Origin of the sequence: Falsibacillus pallidus, assembly GCF_050990905.1 — a bacterium.
Lineage (GTDB): Bacteria > Bacillota > Bacilli > Bacillales > DSM-25281 > Falsibacillus > Falsibacillus pallidus_A.
This window is the reverse complement of sequence record NZ_CP158866.1, coordinates 2246917-2259764: the sequence shown is the minus strand read 5'-3', so window position 1 is coordinate 2259764 and position 12848 is coordinate 2246917. Positions and strand designations below refer to the sequence as shown.

Here is a 12848-nt window from a genome sequence, read left to right as displayed (position 1 = left end):
TAGTGGTTCATTATAAATATTGAGTATTTTCCTCTACGATCGGGATGAAACGGCCGTATATCCCGATAACCTTAATGATGACATGTTTGCCTTCAGAAGTTTCGAAGTTCCGCTGAATCGTACTGAAAAATAAATAACCACTCTTTTCAAATGAACCTGTCTGGAGAATGGGGATAGATCTTTCGCTCATTTCTTCCTGATAGCAATTTGAACCGTGGCATACCACGTTAAAATTTGTTGAAAGCCATGCATTGAAGTCTTCATTTGATGGTCTGTACAAAGCTGCTGTCATCAGTAAAACGAACAAACAAATATATAAGAGTTTTATCTTCCAATTCTTCATACACTTTCCTCCCGGTAGCTCTCCAAATAAGATAACATACCTAAGAGTTGAACTCTATGAAATCATTAGAATTTTTTCCATTTTAATAGAAAAAAGAGCGCCTAAATCAGACGCTCTTCTTAAAATAAATATTTTTATTTCATTGCTACCCAGACACTCTTCACTTCAGTATAGTTTTCCAATGCATAGGAGCCCATTTCACGGCCGATTCCGGATTGTTTATATCCACCGAACGGAGATGCTGCATCAAAGGCATTATAGCAGTTCACCCATACAGTTCCTGCACGAAGCTTGCCTGCAATGTAGTGAGCATTTGCGACGTCTCTTGTCCAAACACCAGCAGCTAATCCATACTCGCTGTTATTGGCGCGTTTGATGACTTCATCAATGTCATCATAAGGCATTGCAGAAATGACAGGGCCAAAAATTTCTTCTTTAGCAATCGTCATTTCATCATTTACATCGGCAAAGACAGTAGGTGCTACGAAATAGCCTTGTTCAGAAGGCTTCACACCTCCAGCCAAAAGTTCTGCACCTTCACTGAGGCCTTTTTCAATATAGCTCATGACTCTATTTTGCTGTTCTTGAGAAACAAGAGGCCCCATCTGAGTGTCGTCGTGAAGACCGAAGCCCTGCTTGATATTTTTCGCATGGGAAGCCATGTCAGCAACAACATTATCGAAGTGTTTTTTCTGAATGAATACTCGGGATCCTGCACAGCAAACTTGACCTTGGTTAAACATAACGCCATTTAAAGCACCTGGCACCGCTTTGGACAAATCAGCATCTGGAAGAAGGATGTTAGGAGATTTTCCGCCAAGTTCCAGAGTGACTCGCTTCAAGTTTTTAGATGCACGGCTCATAATTACCTTTCCAACCTCAGTAGAACCAGTAAAAGCAATTTTATCTACCAGTGGATGATCGACAAGCGGCTGTCCGGCTGTCTCGCCGAATCCAGGAACGATATTCAATACTCCTGGAGGGAAGCCTGCCTGATCTGCAAGTTCTGCTAAATATAGTGCAGAAAGAGGTGTTTGTTCAGCCGGCTTCAAGACCACTGTACAACCTGTCGCAAGTGCCGCTCCCAGCTTCCACATAGCCATTAATAGAGGGAAGTTCCAAGGGATGATCTGCCCTACGACACCGACTGCTTCATGGCGCGTATAGTTAAAGTATGGCCCGCTGACAGGAATCGTCTGTCCGACGATCTTTGTACACCAGCCAGCATAATATCTCATATGTTCAATTGCAAGAGGAACATCGGCTCCGGACGTTTCGCGGATTGGCTTACCGTTATCCAATGTTTCCAATTGTGCTAATTCTTCTTTATTTTCTTCCATCAAATCTGCAAGCTTGTACATCAAACGGCTTCTCTTGGCAGCGCTCATCTTAGACCAAGGACCTTCATCAAAAGCTTTGCGTGCTGCTTTTACAGCGCGGTCAATGTCCTCAGGGCCAGCTTCGTAAACAGTAGCCAGTACTTCTCCAGTGGCTGGATTCGGTGTATCAAAAGTCTTTTGGGAAGCACTTTCGACAAACTCACCATTGATATACATCTTTTTAGTGCCCTGTAAGAATTCCTCTACCTTTTTGTTTACTTTCACCATTAATTGACTCATTTTCTCTACCTCCTGATAATGAAGTGTTATGTATGGTCTTGGTGCTGCGGTTGTAGCTGTAAACATGACGTTTTGATAACGCTTACAACATATATCGTACAACTAATATTCTAAAAATTCAATAATATTATTTTTATCAGAATAAAAAGTTTTTGATAAAATATGCGCAAAATCGACAATGATGCGGTGTTAAAGAGGTTGCCGTTGGAAATAAAAAAAATTATACTTAAATATACATAGAAGATAGAGAGGGTGCAGAAAACAATGATTCATTATAATTGGACTGAGCGCAATGGAGGCAAGAAAGTGAAATGCCTGCATACCAATGCAGAAAAATATATGGTGGAAAATGTTTTGACAGCAGGTAATGTATACGAAGTTAAGAATGAAACGGAAGAATATTATTTCGTGATCGATAACAGCGGCAAGATGGGTGGATTTTATAAAGATTATTTTGAGGAAGTAAAATAATCAGGAACCAGTATATTTTTTATCCTGCCGTCGCATCTTAACTTTTGTACTATTAAAGAAGATGCGAATGGAGGAACTAAAATGGCAAATACTAATGCACAGCAAGCAATCCAAGAAGCAAAACAGGCGCTGCAGCAAGCGGGCCAAGATGCTTTTGGATCCGTCGACAGTCTGGAAAGGGCAGTTGAGTCCTTAAAGGCGTGCATGAATTCTGTGGAGGCTGGGAGCCATGCTGATCAGTTGAGAGATATTCATCATGCAGTACAGCAAGCTTGTAATGCCTGCAAAGAGCCCCACAACCAACAGGCTGTAGGAAATTCAATTCAACAGGCGTTGAGAGCATGCGATCAGGCAGATTCTCTTGGTACATCTGACGGAAATCAAACCATGATGTAAAGAGCTTTTTGAAAGGTATAATCCAGTTATTATTGGATTATACCTTTTTCTTATTCATAAAAATAATAAATAAACGCAGCAGGTATCTTGCAGGGAAAGTATTTAAACAGTGTTATAATAAACGGAAATAATGAGAAAGGCGGTTTTAAAATGATAGATATCAAGATTTCGAGAGAAGAAAAACAGATGCTTCTTGGTAAAATACAGACGTATTTTTATCAAGATAGAGGTGAAGAAATAGGAGATTTAGCTGCTGAAAACCTGTATCATTTTTTTCTTAATGAACTAGGGCCGAGTATTTACAACCAAGGGATTGAAGACTCGAAGAAAATGGTCATTCAAAAAATGGAGAATGTAGATGAAGATCTCGAGGCATTGAAGAGAATGCCGAAACGCTAAAACCAGCCTATATGTAAGAGGAAGTCATTTTACATAGTGTTATGCTGCTCGACGAGAAGGAAATATGTCGCTTGTTGTCGAATTAATAATAAAAGTCGAAGGGAGGATCTAAAAGCATGTTTTAATTAGCTGCTTGATATGCTGAGGCAGATTCATCCATTATGGAGGTGCACGTATATGGAAACAATACCGAGCATCAAAACTGAAAGGGAAAATGCCCTTTTACAAGATGAATCCATTAATCCGGAATTGGCAAGTGCTTTCTATCGCAAGATCATTGACATGATCCTTCTTTTTGAATCGCAGTTGAATGAAGAGGAGGAAGTTGGACTCAGACTAGTGTCTTTTGGGAATGCAATGCAATTTCATGTTGATGCCATCAGCTATATTAACCCTAGTCTCATATCGTTTATGGGAATGCTGAATGATGGCTCAAAAGTTAAGCTGATTCAGCATGTCAGTCAAATCAGTTTTCTATTGATGGCACTGCCTAAACGTGAGGAACATGCTCCTCCCAATCGAATCGGTTTCCTATATTCAAAATAAAATTAATAAGCATATTAAAAAGAACCTGGTTGTCATCCAGGTTCTTTTTCTATGCTTATTTAGAAGGCTTGACTTCTGCCTTCGGATTGTAGATTTTCTTTGCAATCAACGTCTGAGCGATCAAGAACACTCCTCCGACTGCCCAATATAATGCGAGGGCTGCTGGTGCACTGAAGGAAATGACCAGAATCATGATCGGGGATAATAGTGTCATGAATTTCATTTGTTTTTGCTGTTCTTCAGTCATTCCAACCATAGTTACTTTGGATTGGAAGAAGTAAGCGATACCTGCAAGGATAGCCATGGGAATATCCGGCTGACCGAGATTGAACCATAGGAAGTTATGTGTTGCAATTTCATGTGAACTGCGGATTGCATAATATAGGCCCATCCAGATTGGCATTTGAATCAGAATTGGCAGACATCCCATATTCAATGGGTTTACGCCGTGCTTTTTATAAAGGCCCATCATTTCAGCCTGAAGTTCACGCTGTTTCTCCGGGCTCTTTTCTGCTTTCAATTTCTTTTGGATTTTATCCATTTCGGGCTTCAAGACTTCCATTTTGCTTTTCATTTGCTGTTGGTTTTTATAGGTCTTTAAAGTTAAAGGAAGCAAGATTGTACGAATCAAAATGGTAATGATGATGATGGCAATCCCATAGTTGCCTGCAGTAATATCTGCGATACCTTTAATAGCCTTAGCGAATGGGGAAACCAAAGATTTATGAAAAAGGCTGTCGTTATTGGTTGCTGCTGAACATGCTGAGAGTAAAAGCGTAGAACCTGCTAGCATTAAAATTGTAATAATACGTTTCAAAATATATCCTCCTCAAAATTTCAATCAAATAATATTATTCAGTGAGAAGGAGCAAATGATCTTCTTCATCAGTTGGCCGCTCTAGTCTTTTAACCGTTTTCAATATTCGCGCCGCAATAGAGACGTGAGGCAGGAAAAGTTGTTCTTCTGCTGTTCCTGCAATTGTAAAGCATCCTATCAGGGAAGGACGCACTCCATCTTGTGCAAGCGGCTGGCTCTGGAACCAACGCCATGTTTTAAAGACAGCGAAGCTGAATATTATACTTGCGTAAAAGGCATAAACGACCGGATCGCTCGTCCATTCGAACAAATAATCCATTCCTTTCGCCACCTTCTATATTGTCTGTTTGAGTATAGCTTATTTTTCCTTCATTCTCAAATTCTTTTTCGCTATAAAGGGGATTTTAAGGGTGAAAAAATTCACAAAATAGTTAACTTTGATATTTTCTCTGAATTTCTTTAATAGTTGCTTTATGTTATTCAAAACATATGGCTATGTTCTATTATTTAGAACATCTCCTTGCAGAACAGTTAAATAACGCAAATCTTTGCATTGAAAACGTTTTAGCATGTAGAATACTTCTTGGAATATGGATTATGAGTATGTAAAGAGAGGAATTATTTGATATGAATTTAGAAGATTTGCAATTGAATTTACCAATAGATATTCAAGAAGTGATCAATAATAGAAGGGAACAATTTAAGGGTGCAGTTGAAAGCAGGCTGATAGGTGAAGGAGGATATCAAGCTTCTGACGTCTCCATTCTGACTGACGCATTAGTTGCTTTATCAATTGGCAAGAATGTTCTTTTAAAAGGACCGACCGGGTCAGGAAAGACAAAGCTTGCTGAAACTATTTCTTCTTTCTTTTTGCAGCCGATGCACAGCATCAACTGCTCAGTCGATTTGGATGCTGAAGCAATGCTTGGGTATAAAACGATCAATCATTCTGAGGGGAAAGCAGTGATTGATTTTGTAGAAGGGCCGGTAGTAAAAGCAATGAAAAGCGGTCAGCTTCTTTATATTGACGAAATTAACATGGCAAAGCCGGAAACACTGCCGATATTGAATGGAGTGCTGGATTATCGCCGGATGATTACGAATCCATTTACAGGGGAAGTCATCAAGGCTTCTGAATCGTTTGGGGTAATAGCAGCCATCAATGAAGGCTATGTCGGGACAGTGGCATTGAATGAAGCGTTAATGAACCGTTTTGTAGTCATTGAAGTTCCTTATATTCAAAATGATGTGCTAAAGGAAGTTCTCCAAAAACAGAGTAAATTGAAAGATGCAAACATGCTCGATCAATTCGTTGCCCTTTCCAATGATTTAGTCACGCAAGTCCATAATGGCCAGGTGACGGAGGAGGCAGCATCAATCCGTGCACTTCTTGATGCGTGTGATCTAGCCGTCTACATGCCGCCGCTCAGGGCGATCAAACGCGCAATCATCGATAAAGTAGAGGATGAAAGAGAGAAAAAAGCCATCCTGAATATAGCAGAAACATTGTTTGAGCAAGGGTGATCTCATGCAGAGATTTATTCAATTTAATGACGAAAAAATTGACTCCATGCTTTTTATGGAATTGGCTGATTTGGCCAAGACTTTGACAAGGGATGAAGAAACGGAAGTTGAGTTTGGGAAACATTCTTACTTGGATGTAAGTGCGAAGAAAGTGTTTGTGAGCCATTTTTGGGATCATCGATCAGAACAGGATATGAGAGACGGCATGAAAACAGATGTTTATCTCCGATCAGTCGGAAACCACCAGTTCACCGACTTCAATGAAGTCCTTTCCTATATTTCTAAATTGAAAAAATCAGGCTGCGCAAGCTTTGGGAAGCAGCTATTCATGGCAGCAGAAGACTTAAGAATCGAGGAGCTGGTAAAAAAGGGGCGTCCAGGTACTAAAAAATCTTTTCAGAATCGAAGGGCCATATACAGGCGCTACTTTGAAACACAGCAAAATGTGAATATGGTCAAAAGTGTGTTCACCGATGCCCTTTTCAATACGTTATATTTACTGCTTCAATCTGACTCACCCATTGAACAGGTGCCCTCGTTCAATGAAGAAATCGATTTGGCCATGGCTTTTTTAAAACAGCAGATGATGAGATTTTATGAGACCAAGTCCACTAAAGACACCATCAGGATTTGTTTAGAAGTCATTGAAGTTCTGGAGGAAGTTCTAGAGAGAGATATGCTGAACGAATATTTCCATCTCCCCGAAAATGTATACTCTTCCTTGGAATCATCCAGTTTGGACTTTGATGATTTGAAAAGAAAAGATCCTTTGAAGAATCATGATATTCAAGATAAGAAAAAGGAAGATGACGAAGAGGTCCATGAGGAAAAAATGGAAACATGGCATCGGGAAACAAAGGATATGAGCAAAAGCTTCCTTCAGTTTGATTTAGATCAAGGCACTCAGACTGATTTGCTAGGTGAAGGGGTCAGAGAAGGCGATGCGGGTGACCAAGCACTGGGGATTGTGCAGGGATCATCTAAAAAGGCGGATAGGGAGGACTATTCCAAACTGGAATCTGAAGGAAATAAAATGATGGAAGATGCAGAAGAATCGCATCATCCTCATGGTAAAGAAAATCAATTTGCCTATCCTATCTATCTTGATCCTGAGAAACCTGAATTGGAAGACACCTTTATTTATGAGAAGCAGGTGTCAGAAATAAGCAGTTTTCAAAAGAAACTAAAGAATATGATAGAAAAAACATTGGAGCACAAAAGGGTTCAGCCCAGAAATGATCTGCATGCTGGGAGGCTGAACAATAAGCTTCTTCGCTATTTTACTGACGAACTCCCTCGGCTTTTTTATAAGAAATCTGAGCCATCAAGGGAAATCGATGCTGTTTTTAGCCTTCTGGTCGATTGTTCCGCTTCCATGTTTGATAAAATGGATGAAACCAAGTTAGGAATCACTTTATTCCATGAAGCACTCAAGGGAGTTAAAGTACCCCACGAAATTGTGGGCTTCTGGGAGGATACAAATGATGCAACTGCAGAAAGCCAGCCAAACTATTTCAAAACGGTCATCGATTTCTCAACTTCATTATTGAAACAAAGCGGTCCTGAAATCCTCCAGCTGCAGCCTGAAGAAGATAACAGGGATGGATTTGCTATAAGGCTAGCTCATGAAAGGCTGAATCGAAGATTTGAAAAACAGAAATTCCTGCTTGTATTCTCGGACGGTGAGCCTGCAGCAGCCGGCTATGAACAAAATGGAATTGTTGATACACATGAAGCAGTATTGGACGCAAGGAAAAACGGCATTGAAGTCATTAATGTGTTTCTTTCAAAGGATCCAATAGAAGAAAGCCAGAAGAAAGTCATTCAAAATATGTATGGCAGGTTCAGTTTGTTTGTAAACAATATTGAAGAGCTTCCGGAAATCCTTTTTCCATTGCTTCGCAGGCTGCTTTTTAAAAGCATTTAAAAAGGCTGAGAAAAAATCAGTCTTCGGAATGAAATGAAAATCATCCGGAAAGAGAATGTGGCAGGATAGTGGATTCCATATAATGAAATCATCAAGAACAGGAGATGATTGATATGGAATATGGAACATTTATCATGATGACAGCAAAATTGAATGAAGTGAAAGAAAATATTGAGCATATCAATGAAAACGGGTGGAAGTATAGAAAGAAACAAAGAAAAACACCTCTATGGTGCAGTGTCCCGGTTTTATCCAAGCGTTCAAGCTGTCATTGCCACTAAAATAGACCGCCTTCATTTAGGCGGTCTTTTGCTATTTCACTATTTTTCCAATGCAAAGTATGGGTATAATAGATTTAACAATTTCCTTAGAAGTGTTGGGGTGAGTTAATTGCATCAATTAGATCCACATTATGTATTTGAGTTAGGCTTACTGATGATTATGATTGCAGCAGGTATAACAGCTGTGGCCAAGAAATTTAAACAGCCATATCCAATTGTATTGGTTGTTTTCGGGGCATTGATTGGCAGCTTTAACATTCCGGGACTAGAGCCTTTAAAGACATTCATTACTCAGGGTGAAATTTTTCATTTTGTGGTCATTACTTTATTTCTTCCGGCTCTTATCGGAGAGGCTTCCTTAAAACTTCCTTTCAGCCATTTGAAAGAGAATAAAAAGCCCATTTTTGCACTTGCTTTCGGGGGTACGCTAATTTCCTTTTTGGTAGTGGGCTTCGGTATGTATTACTTATTTGGTTTCGATATTTCAACAGCATTTGTATTTGCTGCATTAATGAGTGCAACGGATCCAGTAAGCGTCCTATCCATTTTTAAAAATTTAGGCGTCCAAAAAAGACTATCCATTGTTGTAGAAGGAGAGAGCTTATTCAATGATGGATTAGCGGTTGTTTTCTTCAATATTTCTGCGTTTTATCTATTGTCATACATAGATGCTGGGTGGAGTGGATTTGGTTCCGGACTTCTGGAATTCGTCAAGGTCATTTCGATAGGATTGATTGTTGGGGGAGGACTTGGCTATGCTTTTTCCATCTTGACAAAGTATTATGATGATTATCCTTTAGAAATTATCTTTAGCATCATCTTATTTTATGGCTCTTTTTTGCTTTCGGAAAGTCTTCAAGGATCAGGTGTCATTGCAGTTGTAGTTGCATCAATCATTTTTGGGAATTTTGGAGCAAAAATCGGGATGAGCCCGACAACCAAACTGAATATCAGTAATTTTTGGGAAGTGGCAGCATTATTGGCAAATTCATTAGTTTTTTTAATGGTTGGCCTGGAGATAACCAGGATACATCTTGCAGATAAATGGCTGCTGATTGTTGCAGCTATCGCCATTGTATTAATTGCCCGCAGCATAGCCGTATATACCAGTTTGTTATTCATCAAGAGCTTCCCTTTAAATTGGAAACATCTCATTAATTGGGGAGGTTTGAAAGGGTCGTTGTCCATTGCCCTTGCATTAAGTCTTCCTCATGACTTCCCAGGGAGGGAGAATATCGTTATACTTTCGTTCAGTGTTGTTTTAACCTCTTTGATTGTACAAGGATTGACGGTGAAGCCGTTGATTTCTTTTTTGGGAATCAAGCCAAAAAGTGAACAAATGGTGGAATACGAATACTTGATTGCCGAACTCCACCGCTATGATACAGCTGTGCAGGAAATACATCGGATCAAACAAAAATTATATATAACAGAGCAAGTTTCCGGAGAGTTGATTGCACAATATGAAAAAAGAAAAGATGTAGTAAAAGCGCAGTTGAATGAATTATTTGAAACGAATCCTGCATTTAGAGAAAAACAGTTGGATACCCTTCAAAAGCATGTTCTTTATGCAGAACATGAGGCAATTGACAAACTTTTAGGAGATGAAATAATTTCTAACGAAGTAGCTGAAAAAGAGCACGAAGAAGTCATTGATTCTATCGTTCAAATTGCCGAAAAACTTCATTAAGGCATAAGCTGCAGCTTGAAACGTTTTTTATGGTCATCGATAAAGATGCAATAGTTTTCAAATTCATCAAACTTCATCAAAGTCAGCAATTCCTTTGGAATCTGTACACTTCCTTTTTCTGATACGATTCTGTGATTATGGGTGGAATTTTCCCCTGCTTTTTGAATGACGATTGACTCTTTTTCTAGGAATATCTCTACAAACATTCCGGGCTGAAGTCCGAATGAGTCCCTCCATTTTCCTGGTAGGATGACAGATCTCGTTTTATTTAAATCCTTGCATTTATAAAGATGCAGCACTGTAATCTCGCTCCTTTTCTGGTAGATCTATGTTTATATACATTTTACCTGCCATCCCAACTTCAAACATTTAGGCAAAAAAAACTGAACCTTGATTGAAAGGTTCAGTTTTTTTCTTGATAGGAAATTAAAGAAATGTCTGTGAGCAATTCAGAATGGATTTTGTTCATTTCATTTATGCTGGCGGCATCTGCTGCAAGATCCATAGCTGCTTGAAATTGCTTTTTCCAAGCAGGGATAGTGGTCGTAGTGACCTTATCAACTGATTTTAGAAAGTAAATCAAGGAAGCTTCCATTGATAACACCTGTGAATACGCTTCCGATAAGAAGGATTGATTCCAATTTACTTCCTCCTCGTTGAGAGAATCGGAATGCGCAGTTATTTCAATTAATAGCTGCTGGTATTTTATCTTCAATAATTCAATTCGATTCAGTTCATTTATGAGCTCATTTTTCGAGATCATTTCGAGGTGGAGACGAAGTTTATCTGTTTGGATTTCCAGCTGTTTGAAATTTGATAATGTGGCGCGTGATCTTTTTACTTTAGTCATTCGAAAAAATTTTCTATGACCGCCGTCATCCAATAATTTTTTAAAGTCTGCCCGCTCAATTGTCCGTATTAATTGTTTCAATTGTTTATCGACCTGACGAAGTCGGCTGGAATTCAAAAATGTCAGAAGTTCAGATGAGTATGCATGCAGCCTGTTTCGGATGTTTGGTCCAGTCATTTTTTAATTCCATTCTTATCCTGGTCCCATTGATTATGAAGTTTAATGTAATCTATTTCAACATTCAACTTTTGGATTTCATGGGACATGAGTTTCATCAAGTCTGCCTCCAGCTTGGAATTGACAATCGAGATGCTTTTTTTTGCTTCTTGAAGCGTATGGCGTACATCCGGATTGACTGGCGCCTGGCTTGATAAGAGAGAATACTTTTCTGCAATTTCAACAGCAGAATCCAGATGCTTATAAAAGAATTCTTCATTTGTGAAGAATAGCTGCGGCTGGATTTTAACGGTCTTTACGATTTTTCGTGAAAGCTTCTGGGTTTCATAGAACTGGCGAAATGCAGATATTGATCTCAGATTAATGATGGACCTTTGGAGTCTTCTTAATTTGCCGCTTGCCTGCTTCAGGTTTTTAAGGATGAACTGATATTCTTTTCTAGTCAATCCATATTTCCTATAGATTCTAGCCAGTTGGATCCATTTTACGATGAAATAGATGAATATAGACGCTCCCAATGCGGTTAATGAAGAAAAAAGAAATGTGAAATCCATATTAAAATAAGTGATGAGCCATACGATGAATCCAGAGCATGCCCCAAGTAAGCTCCTCACTGCAAAACGAATGATTGACATCATATTTTTAAGCCCCAATCCTATTAGTTCAATCCATTGTAGTATGCAAAAATAGGAGAAAAGTTGCGAATCATAATGAATTTGATTTTATTTTACAGCAAAAAGGAAATAAAAAACAGCCGAATAAGCCAAAAACATGGCTGTGGATCGGCTGATAAGTTAAAGTAATACAGGTTCTATCTGGGAAGGACTGAATGAATAAAGGCCTCCACCGTTGTATTAAAGAGATCACTTTCTTCAAGAAAAGGACAGTGGCAGCTATTTTCAAAAATGACCAATTGAGATTGTGGAATTTCCTTCTTTAAATGTTCTCCTGCTGCTACAGGTATCAATTTTTCTTCACGCCCGAAACAAAGTAAGGAAGGGATTCGAATGGTGGATAAAAAATCTCTGTAATCTACGATGGATTGATCGAATAATATGGCACTGGCCACTGATTCCGGAGGTAAATTTACTTGTTCATTCATCCAAATTGCGTCTTCTTCCGATATGGGCTCTTTAAACATCAAAGGGATAAAATCAGCTGCAAATTCTCTTCGATTGGTCTGAATCTGCTGCATAAAATGAATTAAAGTCGGGAAGTCAAAAGCACCAATCTGAAAATCCTCCCATTTAAAATCTGATGCTAATTCATCTACAATGACGATGCCCTTGATGTTTTCCTGACCATACTTCTTTAAATATTCCCATAGTACGAAAGCCCCCATTGACCATCCAGCAAGAATGATATCTTTAAGATTTAAATGATTGATAAGCTGATGAAGGTCCTCTGCATACATGGAAATCGTGTGACCATAATGAACTTTGGTTGATTTTCCATGTCCCCTGAAATCTACCGTAATCGTTCTGAAGCTTTTTGAAAAGAAGTGTTGCTGTTTATGAAAAAATCTGCTGCTCATCCATACTCCGTGTAAGAAAAGGATGGGTGTTCCATCTCCTTGATCTTCATAGTGAAGTGTAACTTCTTCATTCAATTGAAATTTAGCCAAAGTGATTCCTCCTTCGATTAATTTGTGCTCAGAAAAAAGTGAGCAATCATTCCGACAGACTAAATGAATTTATAAAAAATGTATATGCAGACACTTGGAGTTTTTATCCTCTTGGTGAATTTTAACATTAGGGAAAATCACCCTTCGTTCCTGGAGGAATATAGTGATAATATTCGCAGATGGG

General features: G+C 38.9%; 16 protein-coding genes. 8 read left to right on the top strand and 8 right to left on the bottom strand.

Annotation, left to right across the window (positions count from 1 at the left end):
- Positions 1 to 10 precede the first annotated feature (10 nt).
- Both ABTV07_RS11910 and ABTV07_RS11905 read right to left on the bottom strand, forming a co-directional pair.
- Positions 11 to 343: a hypothetical protein gene (locus ABTV07_RS11910; protein ID WP_433742546.1), complete on the bottom strand. Its 333-nt coding sequence runs from the start codon at positions 341 to 343 to the stop codon at positions 11 to 13.
- Positions 344 to 477: 134 nt separating this feature from the next.
- Complete coding sequence (locus ABTV07_RS11905; RefSeq protein WP_433742545.1) at positions 478 to 1962, bottom strand: aldehyde dehydrogenase family protein; 1485 nt, start codon at positions 1960 to 1962, stop codon at positions 478 to 480.
- 264 nt (positions 1963 to 2226) lie between these two features.
- Between ABTV07_RS11905 and ABTV07_RS11900 the strand changes: the two genes are divergently transcribed.
- The 4 genes from ABTV07_RS11900 to ABTV07_RS11885 all read left to right on the top strand — a co-directional run bounded on the left by ABTV07_RS11900 (position 2227) and on the right by ABTV07_RS11885 (position 3774).
- On the top strand, positions 2227 to 2433 hold the full coding sequence (locus tag ABTV07_RS11900) for a DUF6501 family protein (protein WP_114745482.1): 207 nt from the start codon (positions 2227 to 2229) through the stop codon (positions 2431 to 2433).
- A gap of 81 nt (positions 2434 to 2514) precedes the next feature.
- Entirely contained in the window at positions 2515 to 2829 is a 315-nt protein-coding gene (locus ABTV07_RS11895; RefSeq protein WP_433742543.1) for a hypothetical protein, read from the top strand.
- A 150-nt stretch (positions 2830 to 2979) separates the two neighbouring features.
- Complete coding sequence (locus ABTV07_RS11890) at positions 2980 to 3228, top strand: DUF2164 domain-containing protein (protein WP_114745484.1); 249 nt, start codon at positions 2980 to 2982, stop codon at positions 3226 to 3228.
- Between the two features lie 177 nt (positions 3229 to 3405).
- On the top strand, positions 3406 to 3774 hold the full coding sequence (locus ABTV07_RS11885) for a DUF6173 family protein (RefSeq protein WP_433742541.1): 369 nt from the start codon (positions 3406 to 3408) through the stop codon (positions 3772 to 3774).
- A 55-nt stretch (positions 3775 to 3829) separates the two neighbouring features.
- Here the strand turns inward: ABTV07_RS11885 and yidC are convergent, their stop codons facing one another.
- Together yidC and ABTV07_RS11875 are read right to left on the bottom strand one after the other, a co-directional pair.
- Positions 3830 to 4591, bottom strand: a complete 762-nt coding sequence (gene yidC / locus ABTV07_RS11880) for a membrane protein insertase YidC (protein WP_114745486.1) — start codon at positions 4589 to 4591, stop codon at positions 3830 to 3832.
- Positions 4592 to 4625: 34 nt separating this feature from the next.
- Positions 4626 to 4910 carry a hypothetical protein gene (locus ABTV07_RS11875; RefSeq protein ID WP_433742539.1) on the bottom strand — a complete coding sequence of 95 codons (285 nt, stop codon included), beginning with the start codon at positions 4908 to 4910 and terminating at the stop codon, positions 4626 to 4628.
- Positions 4911 to 5218: 308 nt separating this feature from the next.
- Here ABTV07_RS11875 and ABTV07_RS11870 point away from each other — a divergent pair, with 308 nt between their 5' ends.
- From ABTV07_RS11870 to ABTV07_RS11855, 4 genes are all read left to right on the top strand, one after another.
- On the top strand, positions 5219 to 6115 hold the full coding sequence (locus ABTV07_RS11870) for an ATP-binding protein (protein WP_433742538.1): 897 nt from the start codon (positions 5219 to 5221) through the stop codon (positions 6113 to 6115).
- A gap of 4 nt (positions 6116 to 6119) precedes the next feature.
- Positions 6120 to 8042, top strand: a complete 1923-nt coding sequence (locus tag ABTV07_RS11865; protein WP_433742536.1) for a vWA domain-containing protein — start codon at positions 6120 to 6122, stop codon at positions 8040 to 8042.
- A 113-nt stretch (positions 8043 to 8155) separates the two neighbouring features.
- Complete coding sequence (locus tag ABTV07_RS11860; RefSeq protein ID WP_433742535.1) at positions 8156 to 8323, top strand: hypothetical protein; 168 nt, start codon at positions 8156 to 8158, stop codon at positions 8321 to 8323.
- 109 nt (positions 8324 to 8432) lie between these two features.
- Complete coding sequence (locus tag ABTV07_RS11855) at positions 8433 to 10013, top strand: cation:proton antiporter (RefSeq protein ID WP_433742533.1); 1581 nt, start codon at positions 8433 to 8435, stop codon at positions 10011 to 10013.
- Here ABTV07_RS11855 and ABTV07_RS11850 read toward each other — a convergent pair.
- From ABTV07_RS11850 to ABTV07_RS11835, 4 genes are all read right to left on the bottom strand, one after another.
- Positions 10010 to 10312, bottom strand: a complete 303-nt coding sequence (locus ABTV07_RS11850; RefSeq protein WP_433742532.1) for an AbrB/MazE/SpoVT family DNA-binding domain-containing protein — start codon at positions 10310 to 10312, stop codon at positions 10010 to 10012. The two genes, ABTV07_RS11855 and ABTV07_RS11850, sit on opposite strands and share 4 nt — an antisense overlap.
- 104 nt (positions 10313 to 10416) lie before the next feature.
- Positions 10417 to 11040, bottom strand: a complete 624-nt coding sequence (locus tag ABTV07_RS11845; RefSeq protein WP_433742530.1) for a hypothetical protein — start codon at positions 11038 to 11040, stop codon at positions 10417 to 10419.
- Positions 11037 to 11678, bottom strand: a complete 642-nt coding sequence (locus tag ABTV07_RS11840; protein WP_433742528.1) for a 5-bromo-4-chloroindolyl phosphate hydrolysis family protein — start codon at positions 11676 to 11678, stop codon at positions 11037 to 11039. The genes ABTV07_RS11845 and ABTV07_RS11840 overlap by 4 nt, the downstream gene beginning before the upstream one ends.
- A gap of 173 nt (positions 11679 to 11851) precedes the next feature.
- A complete protein-coding gene (locus ABTV07_RS11835) occupies positions 11852 to 12664 on the bottom strand; it encodes an alpha/beta fold hydrolase (protein WP_433742526.1) in 813 nt (270 codons plus the stop codon).
- Positions 12665 to 12848: the final 184 nt, after the last annotated feature.